The organism is Pseudomonas sp. H3_C08 (assembly GCF_054669455.1).
The window spans coordinates 5,911,679-5,931,537 of record NZ_CP162803.1 but is presented as its reverse complement, the minus strand read 5'-3'; the positions used below and the strand labels follow the sequence as shown (position 1 = coordinate 5,931,537).

At 60.3% G+C, this 19,859-nt stretch carries 21 protein-coding genes; 11 read left to right on the top strand and 10 right to left on the bottom strand.

The features are described from left to right. Nucleotides 1–13 precede the first annotated feature (13 nt). Nucleotides 14–964 carry a DnaJ C-terminal domain-containing protein gene (locus tag AB4N74_RS26950; protein WP_460097769.1) on the bottom strand — a complete coding sequence of 317 codons (951 nt, stop codon included), beginning with the start codon at nucleotides 962–964 and terminating at the stop codon, nucleotides 14–16. Between the two features lie 292 nt (nucleotides 965–1,256). Here AB4N74_RS26950 and AB4N74_RS26945 point away from each other — a divergent pair, with 292 nt between their 5' ends. After that, nucleotides 1,257–2,531 carry an Hsp70 family protein gene (locus AB4N74_RS26945; RefSeq protein ID WP_257356919.1) on the top strand — a complete coding sequence of 425 codons (1,275 nt, stop codon included), beginning with the start codon at nucleotides 1,257–1,259 and terminating at the stop codon, nucleotides 2,529–2,531. A gap of 135 nt (nucleotides 2,532–2,666) precedes the next feature. Here the strand turns inward: AB4N74_RS26945 and AB4N74_RS26940 are convergent, their stop codons facing one another. The 3 genes from AB4N74_RS26940 to AB4N74_RS26930 form a co-directional block, all read right to left on the bottom strand. After that, nucleotides 2,667–3,680, bottom strand: a complete 1,014-nt coding sequence (locus tag AB4N74_RS26940; RefSeq protein WP_093430211.1) for an AI-2E family transporter — start codon at nucleotides 3,678–3,680, stop codon at nucleotides 2,667–2,669. A 307-nt stretch (nucleotides 3,681–3,987) separates the two neighbouring features. Next, a complete protein-coding gene (locus tag AB4N74_RS26935) occupies nucleotides 3,988–4,293 on the bottom strand; it encodes a PsiF family protein (RefSeq protein WP_007950613.1) in 306 nt (101 codons plus the stop codon). A gap of 63 nt (nucleotides 4,294–4,356) precedes the next feature. After that, nucleotides 4,357–5,151 carry an AraC family transcriptional regulator gene (locus tag AB4N74_RS26930; RefSeq protein WP_257356918.1) on the bottom strand — a complete coding sequence of 265 codons (795 nt, stop codon included), beginning with the start codon at nucleotides 5,149–5,151 and terminating at the stop codon, nucleotides 4,357–4,359. Nucleotides 5,152–5,247: 96 nt separating this feature from the next. Between AB4N74_RS26930 and AB4N74_RS26925 the strand changes: the two genes are divergently transcribed. Continuing rightward, the gene (locus tag AB4N74_RS26925; RefSeq protein ID WP_093430210.1) at nucleotides 5,248–6,135 is read left to right on the top strand and encodes a DMT family transporter; all 888 of its coding nucleotides are present in this window, start codon (nucleotides 5,248–5,250) and stop codon (nucleotides 6,133–6,135) included. 95 nt (nucleotides 6,136–6,230) lie between these two features. On the opposite strand, the gene AB4N74_RS26920 is transcribed toward AB4N74_RS26925, so the two are convergent. The 3 genes from AB4N74_RS26920 to AB4N74_RS26910 all read right to left on the bottom strand — a co-directional run bounded on the left by AB4N74_RS26920 (nucleotide 6,231) and on the right by AB4N74_RS26910 (nucleotide 8,145). Next, nucleotides 6,231–7,109 carry an esterase/lipase family protein gene (locus tag AB4N74_RS26920; protein ID WP_093430209.1) on the bottom strand — a complete coding sequence of 293 codons (879 nt, stop codon included), beginning with the start codon at nucleotides 7,107–7,109 and terminating at the stop codon, nucleotides 6,231–6,233. A 91-nt stretch (nucleotides 7,110–7,200) separates the two neighbouring features. Next, nucleotides 7,201–7,506, bottom strand: coding sequence for a DMT family transporter (locus tag AB4N74_RS26915; RefSeq protein ID WP_093430208.1), 306 nt, complete (start codon nucleotides 7,504–7,506; stop codon nucleotides 7,201–7,203). Beyond that, complete coding sequence (locus AB4N74_RS26910; RefSeq protein ID WP_460097765.1) at nucleotides 7,507–8,145, bottom strand: FMN-dependent NADH-azoreductase; 639 nt, start codon at nucleotides 8,143–8,145, stop codon at nucleotides 7,507–7,509. It lies immediately after the preceding gene. 91 nt (nucleotides 8,146–8,236) lie between these two features. Here AB4N74_RS26910 and AB4N74_RS26905 point away from each other — a divergent pair, with 91 nt between their 5' ends. Together AB4N74_RS26905 and AB4N74_RS26900 are read left to right on the top strand one after the other, a co-directional pair. Then, nucleotides 8,237–9,202 (top strand): LysR substrate-binding domain-containing protein, encoded by a 966-nt coding sequence (locus AB4N74_RS26905; protein ID WP_460097763.1) that lies wholly within the window; start codon nucleotides 8,237–8,239, stop codon nucleotides 9,200–9,202. 98 nt (nucleotides 9,203–9,300) lie between these two features. Then, nucleotides 9,301–9,834: a ferritin-like domain-containing protein gene (locus tag AB4N74_RS26900; protein WP_093430205.1), complete on the top strand. Its 534-nt coding sequence runs from the start codon at nucleotides 9,301–9,303 to the stop codon at nucleotides 9,832–9,834. A gap of 93 nt (nucleotides 9,835–9,927) precedes the next feature. Here AB4N74_RS26900 and AB4N74_RS26895 read toward each other — a convergent pair whose 3' ends face one another. Next, the gene (locus AB4N74_RS26895) at nucleotides 9,928–12,003 is read right to left on the bottom strand and encodes an AsmA family protein (RefSeq protein WP_093430204.1); all 2,076 of its coding nucleotides are present in this window, start codon (nucleotides 12,001–12,003) and stop codon (nucleotides 9,928–9,930) included. A 385-nt stretch (nucleotides 12,004–12,388) separates the two neighbouring features. On the opposite strand from AB4N74_RS26895, the gene AB4N74_RS26890 reads away from it, so the two are divergent. The 7 genes from AB4N74_RS26890 (at nucleotide 12,389) to AB4N74_RS26860 (ending at nucleotide 17,657) form a co-directional block, all read left to right on the top strand. Further along, on the top strand, nucleotides 12,389–12,856 hold the full coding sequence (locus AB4N74_RS26890) for a hypothetical protein (RefSeq protein WP_093430203.1): 468 nt from the start codon (nucleotides 12,389–12,391) through the stop codon (nucleotides 12,854–12,856). A gap of 154 nt (nucleotides 12,857–13,010) precedes the next feature. Continuing rightward, nucleotides 13,011–13,643 (top strand): TetR family transcriptional regulator, encoded by a 633-nt coding sequence (locus AB4N74_RS26885; RefSeq protein ID WP_007915913.1) that lies wholly within the window; start codon nucleotides 13,011–13,013, stop codon nucleotides 13,641–13,643. Between the two features lie 301 nt (nucleotides 13,644–13,944). Further along, entirely contained in the window at nucleotides 13,945–14,445 is a 501-nt protein-coding gene (gene ureE, locus AB4N74_RS26880) for an urease accessory protein UreE (RefSeq protein WP_008087160.1), read from the top strand. Beyond that, nucleotides 14,442–15,116 carry an urease accessory protein UreF gene (locus AB4N74_RS26875; RefSeq protein ID WP_460097760.1) on the top strand — a complete coding sequence of 225 codons (675 nt, stop codon included), beginning with the start codon at nucleotides 14,442–14,444 and terminating at the stop codon, nucleotides 15,114–15,116. Before ureE ends, AB4N74_RS26875 begins: the two co-directional genes overlap by 4 nt. An 11-nt stretch (nucleotides 15,117–15,127) precedes the next feature. After that, nucleotides 15,128–15,742 (top strand): urease accessory protein UreG, encoded by a 615-nt coding sequence (gene ureG, locus AB4N74_RS26870; RefSeq protein WP_007915910.1) that lies wholly within the window; start codon nucleotides 15,128–15,130, stop codon nucleotides 15,740–15,742. 27 nt (nucleotides 15,743–15,769) lie between these two features. After that, nucleotides 15,770–16,342: a HupE/UreJ family protein gene (locus tag AB4N74_RS26865; protein ID WP_093430201.1), complete on the top strand. Its 573-nt coding sequence runs from the start codon at nucleotides 15,770–15,772 to the stop codon at nucleotides 16,340–16,342. Nucleotides 16,343–16,523: 181 nt separating this feature from the next. Then, a complete protein-coding gene (locus AB4N74_RS26860; protein WP_460097758.1) occupies nucleotides 16,524–17,657 on the top strand; it encodes an AGE family epimerase/isomerase in 1,134 nt (377 codons plus the stop codon). Nucleotides 17,658–17,794: 137 nt separating this feature from the next. Here AB4N74_RS26860 and AB4N74_RS26855 read toward each other — a convergent pair whose 3' ends face one another. After that, a complete protein-coding gene (locus AB4N74_RS26855) occupies nucleotides 17,795–18,700 on the bottom strand; it encodes a cation diffusion facilitator family transporter (RefSeq protein WP_320335906.1) in 906 nt (301 codons plus the stop codon). A gap of 175 nt (nucleotides 18,701–18,875) precedes the next feature. Beyond that, nucleotides 18,876–19,640 carry an SDR family oxidoreductase gene (locus AB4N74_RS26850; protein WP_093430198.1) on the bottom strand — a complete coding sequence of 255 codons (765 nt, stop codon included), beginning with the start codon at nucleotides 19,638–19,640 and terminating at the stop codon, nucleotides 18,876–18,878. Nucleotides 19,641–19,859 lie beyond the last annotated feature (219 nt).

Sequence of the window (19,859 nt, the reverse complement as noted above, 5' to 3'; positions counted from 1 at the left end):
CTCCGTCGTCGAATTAGAAGTTCTCTCGCGGATTGAAGGCGGCTTTCTTCGCCAGTTCCTGCCACAGCGCCTTGACCTCGTCGTCGGCGTCTTTCGGCATCACGGCTTTGAGCTGGACGAACAGGTAACCGCGCTCGCCGGCCTTGTTTTTCAGACCATGACCCTTGGCGCGCATGCGTTGGCCGTTCTGGCTGCCGGCCGGGACCTTGAGGTTGATCTTGCCGGTCAGGGTCGGCACGGCCACTTCGGTGCCCAGGGCCAGCTCCCACGGGGCCAGCGGCAAGGTGATGATGAGGTTTTCGCCTTCAACATCGAATTTCGGGTGTGGCGCAAAACGAATGGTCAGGTACAGGTCGCCATTCGCCCCGCTACCAACGCCCGGTGCGCCCTGGCCCTTGAGGCGGATGCGCTCGCCGTCGGTCACGCCCGCCGGGATCTTCACGTTCAGGCTCTTGCTGGTGTTACTGACGTGCTGGCCGTTGGCGTTGTACTGCGGCACCTGGAAGGTGACTTTCTTCGACTCGTTCGACAGCGTCTCCTCGAGGAAGATCGGCAGTTCCATTTCCACGTCTTGCCCTCGGCGCCCGGTACTGCGTTGTTGTCGACCTTCGCCGCCACCGAAACCGGGGCCGCGATTGCCGAAGATCGAACTGAAGAAGTCCGAGAAGTCACCGGTGTCGCCACCGCCGCCGCCAAAGCCGCCACGGCTCTGCCAGCCCGGTGGTCCCTGGAACGGCTGACCGTGCTGACCATAACGGCGCAGCTCGTCGTATTCGGCGCGTTTGTCGGCGCTTTTCAGCGCTTCATAGGCTTCCGAGGCGTCTTTGAACTTGGCCTCGGCGTCTTTTTCCTTGCTGACATCGGGGTGGTATTTGCGCGCCAGCTTGCGATAGGCAGCCTTGATTGCCTTGTCATCTGCTGTCGGCTCCACGCCGAGTATCTTGTAATAGTCTTTGAAGTCCATCGAAGGAGTCACCGTCCGTTATCGATTTCGCGCCGATGCCAGCATGCGCCGATTCGCGCGTGCCAGGTTGACCGATCTCAAAGTTGTGACCGGGTGGCGCAGCAGAAGTTTATCGGCAGTGGACGGCGGTTCTTGCGACCGCCGGTGGTTCTGCCGGCCCATGCCAGCAAGTTTGGGGCAAAGCTTGAGGTTTCAAGGCAGTTTAGTCGTGAAATAGCAGATGACCGGCCTTCGAATCTGGCGCGCACTGACATACACTGCGCGGCCGTTTTTTTGACCGGAACCGAAAGACATGAAAGACGCCTCTCCAGCCCGTGCCTGCGGCATCGACTTCGGCACGTCCAACTCCACCGTCGGCTGGCTGCGCCCCGGCATGGAAACGATGATCGCGCTGGAAGACGACAAGATCACCCTGCCGTCGGTGGTCTTCTTCAACATCGAGGAACGCCGTCCGGTGTACGGTCGTCTGGCGCTGCACGAGTACCTGGAAGGCTACGAAGGCCGGCTGATGCGCTCGCTGAAAAGCCTGCTCGGTTCCAAGCTGATCAAGCACGACACCAGCGTGCTCGGCACCGCGATGCCGTTCAAGGACTTGCTCGGCCTGTTCATCGGCCAGTTGAAGAACCGCGCCGAAACCGCCGCCGGTCGGGAATTCGAGCAGGTGGTGCTCGGGCGTCCGGTGTTCTTCGTCGATGACGATCCACTGGCTGACCAGGAAGCCGAAGACACCCTGGTCGAAGTGGCGCGCAAGATCGGCTTCAAAGAGGTCTCGTTCCAGTACGAACCGATTGCGGCGGCCTTCGACTACGAGTCGACCATCGAGAAAGAAGAGCTGGTGCTGATTGTCGACATCGGCGGTGGTACCTCTGACTTCTCGCTGGTGCGCCTGTCGCCCGAGCGTCGTGGCCTCGATAACCGTCACGATGACATCCTCGCCACCGGCGGCGTGCACATCGGCGGGACCGATTTCGACAAACAGCTGAGCCTGCAAGGTCTGATGCCGCTGTTCGGCTACGGCAGCCGCATGAAGAGCGGCGCCTACATGCCGACCAGCCACCACATGAACCTGGCGACCTGGCACACCATCAACTCGGTGTACTCGCAAAAATCCAGCCTGGCGCTGGGCAGCATGCGTTACGACATCGAAGACACCGGTGGCATCGATCGCTTGTTCAAGCTGATCGAACAGCGCGCCGGGCACTGGCTGGCGATGGAAGTCGAAGAAACCAAGATCCAGCTGACACACAGCGACAGCCGCCATGTGCCGCTGGATCGCATCGAGGCCGGGCTGAGTGTGGAACTGACGCGCGTACTGTTCGAATCAGCGATCGATGCGTTGCTGGAGCGGGTACGCGGCAGTGTTACGCAGTTGTTGAACGATGCCGGTGTGGCGGTGGAACAGGTCGACACGGTGTTCTTCACCGGTGGTTCGAGCGGCATTCCGGCACTGCGCAACAGCGTCTCGGCGATGCTGCCGAATGCGCGGCATGTCGAAGGGAATATTTTTGGCAGCATTGGTAGCGGTTTGGCGATTGACGCGATGAAACGCTATGGCGCCATGAACTGACCTGAAATCGGCGTCGCGCCTTTCGCGAGCAAGCTCGCTCCCACATTTGACCGCATTTCTTCAGTTGAAATGCAATTCAGTGTGGGAGCGAGCTTGCTCGCGAAGGCGCCAGATCAGGCGACACAGATTCATCGGTTAGACCATCCCGCCCAGCTTCAACTCACTCTTCAGGTACGCATAATAAATCGGCCCCGCCACCACCCCCGGCAGGCCGAACGCGGCCTCGAACACCAGCATCGCCAGCAGCAACTCCCACGACTTGGCACTGATCTGCCCGCCGACAATCCGCGCGTTGAGGAAGTACTCGAGCTTGTGGATAAAAATCAGATAGCCCAGCGCGGCAATCGCCACCCAGATCGATAGCGACAGGCCGACGATGGTGATCAGCGTGTTCGACATCAGGTTGCCGATCACCGGCAGCAGGCCGAGCAGGAAGGTCAGCACGATCAGGGTTTTGGTCAGCGGCAACTTGATGCCGAACATCGGCAGGATCACCGCGAGGAAGATCCCGGTGAAGAAAGTGTTGAGCAGGGAAATCTTGATTTGCGCGAAGACGATGTTGCGGAAGGCCTGCACCAGCAAGTGCAAGCGATCAAACAGGGCCGCTGCCAGCGGTTTGCGCTTGGTGACGTCGGGGATGCGCTGCAAGGCGATGATCGCACCGAGCACCATGCCGATCAGCAGCGTCACAAACATATGTGCCGCGTCTTTGCCGACCAGTTGCAGGTCGGACAGGTGCTTGCCCATCCACTCGCCAATCGCTACGCGAAATTCCGCAGCACTGGCCGGCAGATAGGCGTCGATGAACGGCGGCAATTGCCCCCGCGCGCGGTCGACCACGCCCATGAACTTGTCCAGTGAGGCGCCGGGATTTTCCGCTTCATGCAATAAGAAGCTGATGGCGCCGGCGAAGATCAACGCCAGCACACTCACCACTAACGTGCCCAGCAACGCCACCGCCAGCCAACGCGCGCGGCGACCTTCGATCAGCCGTTGCAGTTGCGGGGTGAGCATGTTGACCAGTTCAAATACCAGCAGCCCGGCCAGCAGGCTCGGCAACAAGCGCAGCGGCAGCACCAGCAGCAAACCGCCGAAAATGATGATGCAACTGACCCAGAACACTACATGACGCTCAGAAAACGTTGGCATACAGCCTCAAAACGAACGGCGTAAAAGGATTGGCAGTCTGCCAGCGTTCCGGGGTGAGCACTAGAAATATGCGGAGCTTCAGCCCCCTCACCCTAGCCCTCTCCCAGAGGGAGAGGGAACCGATTGGGGTATGCACTGGATATCCAGTGACCTGAAACAGCGACATGGAATCCATAATCGACCGGTTTTTTTCAGGTCGACGAGTTTCTTGAGACACCGCGGTCAGTCCCCTCTCCCTCCGGGAGAGGGTTAGGGTGAGGGCAAATTTCAAGCGGACGCGTCGACCCTGACACTCCACAGAACCGGATTATTTTTTCTTCAGGCAATCACTCATGAACGTCTTGCGCGCATCGCCGGTCAGGGCTTTGGTTTTCGCGTCGGCGTTACAGGTTTTCATTTTCTCCTGCTGCGGGGTCAGGGCCTTGGCATCGTTGGCCGCTGGCGCTGCCTTAAGGCAGGTGCTCATGAAGGTTTTGCGCTCATCGCCTTTCAGACTCTTGGCGGTCGCATCAGCATTGCAGGTGGTCATCTTGTTCTGTTGCGCCGTGGCGGCAAAACCTTGGGAACACAGGAGCAAACCAATCATCAACAAAGGGACACGCAACATCTTCATGGAGTTTTCTCCTTGTCGCCGCACCGATGGGAACGGCCTCTGCTGGAGTGTAGCCAAATCTTGTTACACCTTCCTGCCTTCCAGATGGCTACGGCGATACTGCTCTGGCGTACACCCGGCCTGCCGCGCGAACATGGCGATAAACGCCGAGCCACTGCTGTAGCCGAGATCGAAGGCGATTTCCTGCACGCTGCGCGAAGTTTCCAGCGCCTCGATTGCCGCGAGATAGCGCAGACGCTGGCGCCACTCGCCGAAACTCATCCCCAGCTCCCGAACGAATTGCCGGGCCAGCGTGCGTTCGCCGACGTGCACCTGCAGCGCCCAATGCGCCAGCGGCTGATTGTTGCCCGGCTCGGCCTGCAAGGTTTCGAGAATCGCCAGCAACCCCGGACTGCTCGCGTACGGCAGATAGCATTCGTGCACTGGCGCCTGTTGCAGTTGATCGACGAGAACCTGAGCCAGACGCTGATCGGCATCGAGTTCAGGAATCTTCACGTCACGAGCGGCGAAGTCTTTGAGAATCGCCTTGAGAATGTCGCTGATCGCCAGGGTACAGGCGCGCTTGGGCAGTTCGGCGCAGACTTTGGGGTCAAGGCACACCGCGCGATAGTTGACCGGTTGACGGCTGTAGAAACTGTGCTCGACCTGCGGCGGCACCCACACCGCGTACTGCGGCGGCGACATGAAACGGCTGCCGTCGACGTCCATGTGCAGCACGCCATGAGCGGCGTACTCCAGCGTGCCCCACGGATGCCGATGCGGGGCGGCGAATTCGTGGGCATTGAAGTCGGCGTAGCGGAAGTACACCGCTGACGGCAGTTCGCTGAAATCCAGCAGATCGATGTGTTTGCTGTTCATGCTGTCCGGTTTCAAAGGCAGGTTGTCTGGTTCGCAGTATAGGCCTGCATCCAGACAAGGGATAATTGCCCTTCATCAACGTACTGGTTTCGACTCATGCAATACGCGTTTCCGCTGCTGGCGATTTTTATCTGGGCCGGCAATACCGTGATCAACAAACTCGCAGTCGGGGCGATTTTCCCCGCCGAGATCGGTTTCTACCGCTGGCTGCTCGCCGGTTTGCTGTTCACCCCATTCATGCTCAAAGCCGTCATCGCGCACTGGCCGCAGATCCGTCCAAACCTGGGCAGGATTTTCATCCTCGGCGTACTCGGCATGGCGGTCTATCAGAGCCTCGCCTACTTCGCCGCAACCCTGACCACCGCGACCAACATGGGCATCATCCTCTCGCTGATGCCGTTGATGTCGCTGGCCATGGCGATCATCAGTCTCGGCCAACGCCTGACCGCCGGTGCGCTGGTCGGTGCGGTTCTGTCGTTTGCCGGCGTATTGGTCGTGGTCTCGTCCGGCAGCCTCGGCGCGTTGCTGCAGCACGGCGTGAACATGGGTGATGCGATGATGCTGATCGCCACCCTGGCCTATGCGATCTACAGCACTTTGCTGAAAAAATGGCAGCTGCGCCTGCCGCCGCTGGTGTTGCTGTATTTGCAGGTGCTGGTGGCGATTGTCGTGTTGTTTCCTTTGTATGCCGCCTCGCCAAAAACCGGTTTGACCCTGCAGAACATTCCGCTGGTGTTGTATGCATGCCTGCTGGCGTCGATGCTTGCGCCACTGGCGTGGATGCAGGCGGTGCAACGGTTGGGGCCGAGTCGCACGACGTTGTTCTTTAACTTGCTGCCGTTGATTACCGCGCTGATTGCAGCAGTGGTGTTGAAGGAGCAGTTGGCGATGTATCACCTGGTCGGTGGGTTGCTGACCTTGGGTGGGGTGATTTTGTCTGAGCGCTGGACAACCGTGTTGGGCCGCCGGATCAGCGTTGCCTGACCCGACCTCTTCGCGAGCAAGCTCGCTCCCACAGGGAAATGCATTCGAATGTGGGAGCGAGCTTGCTCGCGAAGAACGATGACTAGGTCTTGCGGTTAAACGCCGGCAGCCTTTAGCCGCGCCGCATGCTCAACAAACAGCCGAACCGGATCCGCGCCCTTGCCGACCAGCCCCAGCGACTGGTTAACAATGTCGAAGTGATCCAGCGGATAGTCATCGCCAATCACCGTGCCCAGATGCGAGCTGTACCGCCCGACCATCCCGTCACACTGCCCCGGCTCACGCACGAAGGTTTTCGCAAACAAGCGACAACTGCGATTGGTCCCGTCGAACAGATTACCGCCACGATCAGTCTTGCCCGGCTGCAACGTCCCTGACCAAGAGTAATAACGCACACCATTGACCTCCTCCGGCCCGTGCCCACCCCAGGTTTCAGGCAACCCCTGTGGATAACGCTGATTGAACAGCGCCACACCCTCAGTCGTCAGCGATTGGTGCGAGGCGTGAATATCCACCGGCAGTTTCGGCCCGTGGTAACCGGTCTCCAGCAGTGCCATCAGCCAGCCGACAAAACGCAGCAATGCTTCAAGCAGACGGCCCTTGGCGCTGTCCGCCGGGTAGTGTTTTTGCAGATAGTCGGCCAGTTCCGAGCCATGATTCGGTCCGGCGACCGACGTCACCGAGGCCACCAGATCCGGCCGTTTCGCCGCCGCATAGCGCGCCGTCAGCGAACCCTGACTGTGGCCGAACAGGTTGACCTTGTGCGCCCCGGTCTCGCGCAAAATCTCATCAATCCGCGCCAGCAACTGCTCGCCGCGCACCTCCGTCGAATGCAGCGGCGACACCTGTACAGCAATCACCGTCGCCCCACCACGGCGCAGCGCCTTGATGATGCCGTACCAGTACGGATAGAGAACCAGCCGGATAAACCCGAGCATGCCGGGCACCAGCACCAGTGGATAACGCGTTGACATGGGCAAACATCCTTGTGGTCGGTGAGTGGATGCCAGGCGTGCAAAACGCCCGCCAAGCATCCTCCGTGATGATGACAACTCGACGACCAGCCTACTTCAGGCCCACCACCCCCGCCACAATCAGCCCGACTGACAGCAGTTTGACCAGCGTCAGGCTCTCGCCCAACAGGGCGAAACCGAGGAACACCGTGCCGAGTGAGCCAATCGCGGTCCAGATCGGGTAGGCGATGCTCACCGGCAACTCGCGCATTGCCAGTGTCAGGAAGTAGATCCCGCCGATCGCCGCAATCACCGTGATCAACGACGGCCAGAGCCGGGTGAAGCCTTCGGCGTATTTCATGCCCATGGCGAACGTCACTTCAAATCCGGCGGCGATCAGCAGGAACAGCCAGGCCACCTAGAACTCCCGGGCAAGGCTGAGCAAACGCTGCTCGGCCTCGGCCAACGACACCGCGAACGTGCGTTCGGCGGACTCTTCGCCCTCGGCAGCGACCACGCTGACGTCGTTGATGCCGATGAACCCCAGCGCCGTGCGCAACCAGGGATCGGCGTGGTTCAAGGCTTCCAGCTCGCCGCCCGTGCCGAAGCCAAAACCACCGCGACTGGTGACGATCAGCGCCTTCTTGCCCTGCAACAGCGGCGTGTACTGGGCGACGCCATTGTCCAGCGTGTGATCGAACGTCAGGCCCAGCCGCACGATCTGATCGACCCAGGCCTTAAGGCCGCTGGGTACGCTGAAGTTGTACATCGGCGTGGAAATCAGCAGCAGGTCGTGGTCGAACAACTCGCCGACCAATTGATCGCTCAATGCCAGATCAGCCTGCATCGACAACGGACGCGCTTCAGGCTCCGGATAAAACGCGGCAGCGACAAAAGCCTCGTTGACCGCCGGAATCAACGCTCGGCCGACTTCACGCCGGGTCACCTGCGCCTGTGGATGAAGCACCTGCCAGGCGCTGAGAAAACTTTCCGCCAGACGCCGCGAGTGCGAACGGTCACCACGTGGGCTGGCATGTATCGCAAGAATCTTGCTCATCTGAAACTCCTTGAGGCTAGACTTTGATTTCTGTGTCGCTGCAGATTGCAGGCAGCAGACCGTTGCCTCAAATGAGCAAAAATCAGTCGGGATGAATTTATTTCATCCGTGGAGTTTTCCAATGTTCGCCTCGCTACCGCTGACCGCCCTGCGCGCCTTTGAATCGGCATCACGATTGCTGAGCTTCAAGGCTGCCGCCGAAGAGCTGTCGGTCACGCCCACGGCGATTTCGCATCAGATTCGCTCGCTGGAAGACTGGATCGGCGTCGCGTTGTTCGAGCGTCTGCCGCGCCAGGTACGTCTGACCGAGGGCGGCGAACGCCTGTTTCGCAGCCTGCACGGCGCATTGCTGGAGGTGGCGCAAAGCGTCGACACCCTGCGCCCGCAACGCAACGCCAGCACGCTGACGCTGTCGACCACCGCCGCATTCGCGGCGCTGTGGCTGGTGCCGCGTCTCGGGCGCTTTTACGCGCAGCATCCGAACATCAACGTGCGCCTCGATACGCACTGCGAAGTCATCGATCTGCATCAGGACGCCAGTGTCGACCTGGTTTTGCGCTATAGCCTCGACGATTACCCGAACCTGTATGGCCTGTGCCTGTTCGATGAGTCGTTCGGCGTGTACGGCTCACCCGAGCAAGTGGCGCTGGCGGCGCGGCGTACACCCACGTTGATCAGCGTGCGCTGGCACAATTCCAAGCTGTATGCCCATGGCTGGGAAGCGTGGTGCGCCAAGGCCGGCGAAAACTGGTTACACGCGCAACCGGCCATCCGCGAATACGATGAAGAGCATTACGCCCTGCAAGCGGCGATCGCCGGGCAAGGGCTGGTGCTGGCGAGCAATATTCTGGTGTCGGAGAGTGTCGCCAGCGGTTTGCTGGTGCCGTTCATGGGCCAGGTTCAGGTCGATGGCGCCGGGTACAGCGCGTTGTGCGTGCCGGGGCGCGAGCGGCATCCGCCGGTGCGGGCTTTTTTTGCCTGGCTGCGCGAGGAGGCAGTTTTGTCCGGGCTGGCGCCAAGATCGCAGCTTTCGGCAGCTCCTACAGGGGTTGCGTAAACCGATAAAACTTTTTGCAACGCTCACGACTCACAGCTTAGGTAGCGACCGCGTCCGCAGAACGTGGCGACAATCGGATTAGCCTCCAGGAGATCGAAATGAGCGACGACCTGCATCTGTCAGATGTTCAAACCTTGCGCGAACGTGCGCGCCAACACGTCGAGAACGGCGCCGTCACCGAGGGCTACAGCGCCGACCGTGAAGAGGTGCTGCGCTTGCTCAATGAATCGCTGGCCACCGAACTGGTCTGCGTGCTGCGCTACAAGCGCCACTACTTCATGGCCAATGGTGTGAAAGCCCATGTGGCCGCCGAAGAGTTTCTCGAACACGCCACCCAGGAAGCCCAGCACGCTGACCGTCTGGCCGAGCGCATTGTGCAATTGGGTGGCGAGCCCGAGTTCAACCCCGACATGCTGTCGAAGATGTCCCACGCGCAATACGTGGCCGGCAACACCCTCAAAGAGATGGTCTACGAAGACCTCGTTGCCGAGCGGATCGCCATCGACAGCTATCGCGAAATCATCCAGTACATCGGCGAGAAAGACCCGACTACGCGGCGTATCTTCGAAGATATCCTGGCGCAGGAAGAAGAGCATGCCGATGACATGGCTGACATCCTGAACGACCTCTAAACCCTATCGCGAGCAGGCTCACTCCTACATGGGAACGCATTCCAAATGTAGGAGTGAGCCTGCTCGCGATGGCGTCTTTACTAACGCTGAAGATTACTTGGTAGGTTTTACAGTAACCGGCGCCTTGCCCGCCTTCATCTGCTCCAGCAACGGCGCACACTGATTCGGCTCACCGCCACTCGGTGCCACCAGCGCCAACAGCCCCGCCGCCGGCGCGGCGATCACACCCAGCGCAACCATCCCCGCCCCGCGCAACATCAGCGGCACGGCCTTCACGCCGGCATCCGGCTTGATGAATTTGCCGCGTACATACAGCGGCGAACGCAGGGAAATCAACCGCCAGCCCTTGGACTCCGGCGTCACCGTCAGGTCGAGTTGCTCGGTGGCCATGTTCGCCGTGCCATCGATATAGATGATCGCGTTCTCGGTATCGAAGACAAACAGCTGCGTGGTCGCCAGACCGGTCTTGATGTCGAAGTCTGCCGCCGCGCAGTTGATCTTCACTTCCTTGTCGCCAAAGATCTTGCCGACCACATAGTTGCCGACGTTGAGCCCGGCCAGTTCCATCAGTTCGCGGCTGATCGCGCCGTCGTTGATCAACATCTTCAACTTGCCGTTGGCGCCGCCCAGTAGCTTGGCCACCGAGTTGCCGCGACCAGTGATATCGGCGTCGCCGTTGAGTTCACCGAAACTGGTCTTCATCGGCTCGAACGTCGGGAACAGCTCCTTGAGCTTGAACTTGCGCGCGGTCAATTTCGCGCGGCCCTCAAGCGGTTCGGTACGACCGTTGAGGCGGATCTGTGCATCAAGATTGCCGCCCGCCACGCCAAAGCGCAGTGGCTCCAGGCTGAGCTCGCCATCGTTAAGTTTCAGGTGGGTATAGAGGTCGTTGAATGGCAGTTTCTCGCTGTGGACGATGCGCTTGCCGGTGAACTCGACGTCGGCATCCATCGCGCGCCAGCGGTCGGTCTTGAACTCTTCCACCGGCAGCACTTTATCGGCCGGCTGTTTGCTCTCGCCGCCGCGCGCCTTCTGCTTGTCATTGGAGTCAGCGCCGATCAGCGGTGCGAGGTCAGCGAACAACAGTTGATTGGAAAGCAACGCGCCGCTGAGTTTCGGCCGTGGCTGGCTGGCGACGTAGGTAAGGTCGCCATGGATGTCGCTGCTGCCGATCTTGCCGTTGAACTGCTCGTAGGTAAATTTCGCCCCGGCCTCATCGTGCAGTTTGGCGATCAAGTGACCGTCAGTGGAATACGGAGGGGTGTCCGGCAGGGTCACGCCAGTCAGCGGATAAAGATTGCCGAGGCTGGCGCCGGCCAGTTTCAGGCGCAGATCGAGGGCGCCGAGGTTGAGCGGATCCGTCAGCGTGCCGGCCAGTTCGATGCGAGTGTCGCCGATCTTCGCCTGGGCCTGCAGCGGGAATGGCTTGCGCGCATCCTGCAAGGCGAGCAGCCCACCGATCTTGCCTTGGCCGGTGAGGTTCTGACCGTGGTATTGGCCTTTGACCTTCAAGGCAAATGCATAATCCTGCGGCGCACCGCCCTTGTCCTGCGCAGTCTTGGCTGCTTTGTCACCGACGATATCGCTGTAGGGGATGGGTTTGCCCAGCGGATCGATCAGCACATCCAGATTGGTTTTGAGCGTTTGATCGTCGAGGGTGACATGGCCCTTGTCAAAACCGATGGCGCCGATGTCGACCACCCAGCTCGAGGGTTCAGCGTTCGGATCTTTCGGGTCGAACTTGAATGTCCAGTTGGCGCGGCCATCGGCCAGACGCTGCAACTCGGCATTGGGTTCGGTCAGGTCGATGCGCGGAATCACCACGCGTTGCGCCAGCAATGCCAGCGGCGAGATACGCAGCTCAACGCGTTTGAGCGTGACCATCTGCTGCTTTTTCGACCAGTCCGGGTTGCCCAGGCTCAAATCCTCAGCGACCACGTGCGGCCACGGCACCCAGGCGCGCCAGCCACCCTCGTCCGGCTCGCGCTGCCAGATCACCGCGAGGTTGCCATTGATGGCAAACGGTCGGTGCAGTTCTTCCGAGACTTTGGCGTTGAGCGGCGGTTTGATCCGGTTCCAGTCGAAGAACACGATGATCAACACCAGCACGGCCAGTAGCAGCACGAGGATGGCGAAGGTCCAGCTGAAGATTTTTCCAGTGCGCGTCATGCACAAAGCTCCTGATCACGACCGCACGCAAAGACTGCGGCGTACGGCTGAAACGGCGGGCCAAAGCGGCCCTCATGAAATCTACGACTGGCAAACCGGCCGCAGGTTTAATCGAAAGGCCGATTACCGCGTAAAAAGTCGCGCGAAATCTGACCAGTCAGTCGAACAGTGTTACCGCGACCCGCACTTTTGCGAGGCGCGAGTGAGTCGGAAATACCCACCTCGGTGCAAAACCGTCGCCCGGAAAGCCGCGATCTAGAGCCTCCCGGCAGAACAATCAATTCTGTTGATTATTACCATTGCGTTTATGAACTTTTATATCGACTTATCGAGAGTAGCATTGCCCTCGTACCCACTTTATCGCCCTCCCAAGGAGCAACCCATCATGAAACGCCAATTACTGCTCAGCCTTACCCTGTCGATGCTAGCCAGCACTGCTTTCGCCCTGCCCGCTGCCGACCAGGCTACCCCGCAAGTGAAATCCAGCCACTCGGTATTCAGCCAGACCGTAGCAGCTGATGGTTCGGACCGTACCCCACAAGGCCAGACCCTGGCTGAAGGCGGCCGTGATCGCCTGGAAGAGAAAGGCCTGGTTCAGGACGGGTACGACAAGACCCCACAAGGTCAGACCCTGGCTTCCGACGGCAGCGACCGCACCCCACAAGGCCAGACTCTGGCTTCCGACGGTAGCGACCGCACTCCACAAGGCCAGACTCTGGCTTCCGATGGTAGCGACCGTACTCCACAAGGCCAGACCCTGGCTTCCGATGGCGGCGACCGCACTCCACAAGGTCAAACCCTTGCCGAAGGTGGTGGTGACCGTGTGATCGAACGCAACAGTGCCTTGAGCTAAGCCCATGGCGGCCTCGAAAAAAAGCCCAATCACCGGATTGGGCTTTTGACTTTTCTGGCCGGTGAAATCTTCTGCTCCATGTCCTCTCGTTCGACGCCGACAAAGCCGATTTGCTAGAGTGCGGCGCTTGTCCTGCCAAAGAACACACCCTGCGATGCTGCCCCGCGCCGAACAGAAACAACAGACCCGCAACGCCTTGATGGACGCTGCCCGCCACCTCATGGAAAGCGGCCGAGGATTCGGCAGCCTGAGCCTGCGCGAAGTGACCAAAACCGCCGGGATTGTGCCCACCGGTTTCTACCGGCATTTTGCCGATATGGATGAGCTCGGCCTGGTGCTGGTCAGTGAAGTCGGCCAGACCTTCCGTGAAACCATCCGCTTGGTGCGCCACAACGAATTCGTCATGGGCGGCATCATCGATGCCTCGGTGCGGATCTTCCTCGACGTGGTCAGCGCCAATCGCTCGCAATTCCTGTTTCTCGCCCGTGAACAGTACGGCGGTTCGCTGCCGGTGCGTCAGGCAATTGGCCGGTTGCGCGAGAACATCAGCTCCGACCTGGCGGCCGACCTGACGATGATGCCCAAGCTTCAGCACCTGGATGCCGCCGGTTTGAGCGTGATGGCTGACCTGATCGTCAAATCGGTCTTCGCTACCCTCCCCGACATCATCGATCCGCCGGCCGAAGCCTTGCCGGAACATCTGACGCCGCAGGCGAAGATCACCCAGCAACTGCGCTTTATCTTTATTGGGCTCAAGCACTGGCAGGGGCTGGGCAGTACCGAATAACCTTCCTTTATTTCAGCCCAGACCAAATCCCCTGTGGGAGCGAGCTTGCTCGCGAAGGCGTCGTGTCAGCCAACTTCTAAATCACTGACCCACCGCTTTCGCGAGCAAGCTCGCTCCCACATTTGGTTCGGCGCATCGGCCTCCATTTGGTGCATAAAAAAATCTTCACGCACCAAAACCTTCCATATTCCAGCAACATCTTGAAACATCCACTACGCTCCGACAGGGATTTCCTACATCTCGTCCGATTGGCAAGGCCCTTGCTCTAGCCTGAGTATTGTCCATAGCTGGAAGCTTTCCGATGCTGGTGATTCACCGCAGAATCGACCCTCAACCCGTCTGGGCCGCCGAGTTGCACCTGACCTTCGAAGCGCGGAGCAAAAGCCGTTTGCGCTGTTTCAGTGCCGAGGGCGAAGACGTCGGGTTGTTTTTGGAGCGCGGTCAGCCGCCGCTGTATGACGGCGAATGCCTACAAGCTGAAGACGGCCGCATCGTCCGCGTCTGCGCCCGCCCCGAGCAATTGCTACACGTCACCTGCGCCAACGCCTTCGAACTGACCCGCGCTGCCTATCACTTGGGTAACCGCCACGTCGCCTTGCAGGTTGGCGATGGCTGGCTGCGCCTGCTCGACGATTACGTACTCAAGGCGATGCTCGAACAGCTTGGTGCGCAGGTAGAAGCGATCGAAGCGCCATTCCAGCCCGAGCACGGTGCCTATGGCGGCGGCCATCACCATTCACGCCACGGCGACGAAGACTTCAACTACGCGCCGAAACTCCATCAGTTCGGCGTACGCCTGTGAATCCGGCCTGGGCGCTGCTGCGCCTGGCCAGTCCGCAATTGCCGATTGGCGGCTACAGCTATTCGCAAGGCCTGGAAATGGCGGTGGATAACGGCCGCGTGAACAGCCCGGACAGTGCCCGGCGCTGGATCAGCGATCAGTTACTGCTCAACCTCGCCCGCTTCGAAGCGCCGCTGCTGCTCGCGCATTGCCAGGCAGCGGCGGATGGCCGATGGGCCGAGCTGCTGAGCCTCTGCGAAAGCCATCGCGCCAGCCGCGAGACGCGCGAGTTGCATCTGGAAAGTCGGCAGATGGGTTATTCGTTGCAACAACTGCTCAATGGTTTGCCGGAACTCGACGCAGCCGCCCGCGATTTTCTTGATCAATGCCCCGAACCGCATCTGGCCCTGTGCTGGGCGCTGGCCGCGCGCGCTTGGGGCATCAGCCCGCAAGACGCCCTCGCCGCGTGGTTATGGAGCTGGCTGGAAAACCAGCTCGCCGTCCTGATGAAAACCTTGCCGCTGGGCCAGCAAGCCGCCCAGCGCCTGACCAGCGAACTGCTGCCGTTGTTACAACAGGCGCAACAGGACGCGAGCCGAATCAACCCCGACCACATGGGCAGCGCCGCGTTCGGCCTGTCCTTGGCGTGCATGGCCCACGAGCGCCAGTACAGCCGCCTCTTCCGCTCTTAGGAGAAACAACCATGAACACACAACCTCTGCGCGTCGGCATCGGCGGCCCGGTCGGTTCCGGTAAAACCGCGTTGACCCTGGCCCTGTGCCTGGCCCTGCGCGAGCGCTACAACCTCGCCGTGGTCACCAACGATATCTACACCCGCGAAGACGCCGATTTTCTCGTGCGCAACGAAGCCCTCGCGCCGGAACGGATCATCGGCGTGGAAACCGGTGGCTGTCCGCACACCGCGATCCGCGAAGACGCCTCGATCAACCTGGAAGCGGTCGATCAACTGAACCGCCGTTTTCCGGGGCTGGATCTGATTCTGGTGGAATCCGGCGGCGACAACCTGTCGGCGACTTTCAGCCCGGAGCTGTCCGACCTGACCATCTACGTGATCGACGTTTCGGCCGGCGACAAATTGCCGCGCAAGGGCGGGCCGGGGATCTGCAAATCCGATCTGCTGGTGATCAACAAGATCGACCTGGCGCCGCTGGTGGGTGCCTCGCTGGAAATGATGGACAGCGACACAAAACGCATGCGCAACGGCAAGCCGTTCGTCTTCAGCAACCAGAAAACCGGTCAGGGCCTTGAGCAAATCATCGCCTTCATCGAACGCCAGGGCCTGCTGACCGCAGCCTGATTCACTGCTCAACAAGGAAGCTTATCCATGACACTCAAACGTATTCTTGGCGCCGTGGCGCTGCTGCTGACGCCAGCGCTGGCCTTCGCTCACCCGGGGCATGGCGACAGCGGCCTGGTCGCTGGTATCAGCCACCCGATTGGCGGCCTCGACCATTTGCTGGCGATGCTGGCTGTCGGTTTGTGGGCCGCGCAGCAGCAGGGCGCCGCGCGCTGGGCGCTGCCGTGCACGTTTGTCGGCACCATGCTGATCGGCGGCATGCTCGGTTTTGAAGGGCTGGAATTGCCAGCGCTGGAAAGCGGAATTGCCGCATCGGTGCTGGCGCTGGGTCTGGCAGTGGCCTTGGCGGTGCGGCCGCCGTTGGTCATGGCAGTAGCGGCGACGGCGCTGTTTGCGTTGTTCCATGGCGTGGCGCATGGTCTGGAACTGCCAGACATGAGCAGTCCTTGGGCGTATGCGGCGGGTTTCGTTGTGGCGACCGCCGCTTTGCATGCCGTCGGTTATGGCGTGGTTCGCGTGTTGCCGCAGGCAGCGGCGCCGCTGGTGCGGTTGGCGGGTGCGGCTTCGGCGGTGACTGGGGCTTGGTTGCTAGCAGGCTAGTTTTTATTGTCTGAATTGGCCTTTTCGCGAGCAAGCTCGCTCCCACATTGGATTGGTGGCGAACACAAAACCTGTGGGAGCGAGCTTGCTCGCGAAGGCGGCCGATCAGACGCCGCATCGCTGATGTCAGTCTCTCTGCTACCATGTCGCGCAATCGCCCCAGCCGTGACGACGTCCGCCCATGCCCCACGCTTCTCGCTCCACCTCCCTGCCCGAATTGACCGCCCTGTTCGGCGCTGTGCAACAGCACTTCGTCAACGTGATCGTGCCGCTCTGGCAAGGCCCGGGCTGGAACGCCGACATGGCGCTGCCCTATGAGGCGCTGGACGCCACGCATCAACCACTGCCGCCGCAGCGCTATCGGGCGATGGCCTGTGCGCGGCAGCTGTATCTGTTTTCCAGTCTGATCGGGGTTGTGGATAACGCTGAAGTGCGTGCGGCGGCGCTGTTCCGCTCCTTGCAACGGCACTTTCATGATGCGGAGCATGGCGGCTGGTTCTACAGCGTCGATGCTCAGGGCAAACCGCTGGATCAGCGCAAGGATCTCTACACCCACGCTTTTATCCTGTTTGCCTGCGCGCATTACTCGGCAAAATCCGGCGATCCGCTGGTCGAGTCGACGTTGAATGCGGCGCTGGAAATCATCGGCCGGCGTTTCGCCACCGGCGATGGCTTGTACGAAGCCTGCCTGGAACGGGACTGGATCACCCTGCAAACCGGTCCACTGCAAAACCCGCTGATGCACCTGGCCGAAGCGTTCCTCGCCACCCTTGCCGTGCGCGACGATGCCCAAACGCAGACAGCGTTGCTGGCGTTATGCACAGCCATGCACAAGCAGTTCGTCGATCCGCAATATGGCGTGTTGATGGAGAAGCCGCTCGGGGCTGTGGATAACTGGTATGAGCCGGGGCATCAGTTCGAATGGTATTTCCTGCTCGAATCGTCGCCGTTATTACGTGGTTCGAAACTGCATGCGGCGCTGGATCGGGCATTTGCGTTCACCGAGCAATACGGTGTGGTGCAGTCATCCGGCGCGGTGCGGGCGATGCTCGATCTGGAAACGGACGGACGCCCGCGAGACTCGACCCAGCGGATCTGGGCTCAGGCAGAATATCTGCGCGCGCTGACCTTGCGTCAGGGCAGTGAAGCGGTGGTGCTGCGCCAGTTGCAGGCGTTGCAGCAGCGGTTTTTGCATGCTGATGGCTGGCATGAGTGCCGGGATGAGTTGGGCGAGGTGAGTCGCAAGGACATGCCTTCGACTACGCCGTATCACTTGGCGACTTGTTACCACGGTCTGGCTGAATATCTTCGCTGACTTATAGATCGCTTTCGCGAGCAGGCTCGCTCCCACAGTTGATTTGTGCTGCTCACAAATAGTGTGTTCGGCGCAATTCCAATGTGGGAGTGAGCCTGCTCCGGGCGGCGATCCGACGATTAGCCGTTATGCGGTCTCTAGGCGATCCACTTCTTGTCGCCGGTAAAGCTGATGGTCAGCCAGCGCGCTGCATCCGGCTTGCCCAGCTTCGCCGAGATCTCTTCGCGCAACGCATCCAGTTGCCCGACATTGCTCAGCGCATAATCCGCCGGCAACACCACATGAATCTCGATAAACCGCGCCCGCCCGTGCTTCTGCACGTACGACACGTAATCGTCGAAACCATGCTCGATTTTCGCCGCGTCCATCACCTGGCGCACCTGATCATCCAGCGTGTCCGGGGCAATCCCCAGGACATCTCGCAGGGCCGGGCCAAGAATCTTGAACGCCGGCGGCAACATGGTCAGGGCCAGCACGATCAGGATCAGCGGGTCGACATACACCGCCCACTGCCCATAGCCCTGCGACTTGAGCAGCAGCGCCGCAAGGAAGCTTACCAACAGGCCCACGGACAGCATCGCGTCCACCAGCCAACTGATGTTGTCGAACTGGATCAGACTGGATTTGAGCTTGCGGTTACGGTGCCGGACGTAGAAAAAGTAGGCGAACTCGACCACGGTAAACACCGCCGCATAAATGATCACCAGCCCCAACTCGATCTCACGGCCACCGTTGATGATGCCGAACACGCCGTTGAGAAACGCATAGATCGCAATCAACATCAGGAAACTGCCTTCGATCAGCAGCACCATCGGCTCCAGATGCCAGAACCCGAACTGGAAACGGTGATTGCTTTGCTTGGCGATCAGCTTGGCAGTGATCAGCATCAGGACTTTGATGAAGGTTGCGATCAGCGAGAAAAAACCATCGAACAGGATGGATTGCGAACCTGAAACAAAACCGGTGACGATCCCGGCAATCGCCACCGCCAACATCAGAATGGTCGATTGTTTGAGCAGTGCCTGCTCACCTCGGTTACTCACTTTGACTCCTCGAAAAACCCTGAAAACCGCGGGGTGCGGTTGGGTTGTTGCGAGGGGAGTTTACCTTATCGGGATTTATTGCCTGTGACGGCCCCTTCGCGAGCAAGCTCGCTCCCACATGAGACCGCGATCAAATGTGGGAGCGAGCTTGCTCGCGAATGGCTTCAACGCGGTCTTAGGCCTTGTTCCGCTCGATGGCAAAACCCGCCCAGGTCTGGCTCACCGGCATCAATTCCAGACTGTTGATGTTGATGTGCGCCGGCGCGTTCATCACCCAGAAAATCGTCTCGGCAATGTCCTGCGGCTGGATCGGCTCGGCACCAGCGTAGGTCGCGTTGTAGCGTTCCTGATCGCCGGCAAAACGCACCAGCGAGAACTCGCTCTCGCACAGCCCCGGCTCAATGTTGCTGACCCGCACGCCCGTGCCTTGCAAGTCGCAACGCAGGTTCAGCGAGAACTGTTTAACGAACGCCTTGGTCGCGCCATACACATGGCTGCCCGGATACGGATAGTTACCCGCGATGGAGCCAAGGTTGACGATGCCGGCGCCACGACCATGGGCGATCAGGCGCGGCAGCAACAAGCGGGTGGCGTACATCAGGCCTTTGACGTTGGTGTCGACCATGGTGTCCCAATCGTCGAGATCGCACTTCGGCGCCGGGTCCACGCCCAATGCCAGACCGGCGTTGTTAATCAGGCCACGCAGCTTGGCGAACGACGGCGGCAGGTTGGCAATCGCCGCTTCCATCGCCTTGCGATCGCGCACATCAAGCACCAGACCGTGCACTTCGGTCTGTTTCGACAATTCGGCGCACAACGCATTGAGGCGCTCTTCACGACGGCCGGTCAGCACCAGTTTCCAGCCAGCCTCGGCAAAACGGCGGGCGCAGGCTTCACCAAATCCGGACGTCGCGCCGGTGATAAACAGGGTGTTGGACATCGTGTTCTCCTTGCTTCGGCCGCCGGGGCAGCCCTTGGAATAGAAAATCAGCAGGCAGCATGCCCGCCCGCGCATTCACGGGCAACACCCACAAGCTGTACAAAAAACAACCAGACATGCCAACGCCATAGCGACCGTGGCCTGTAGCCATGTGCACGCATGTTATCCACAGTCCCTTCCACAGTTTCCGGGGGCAACTGGAAACGCGCAAAGCCGCGC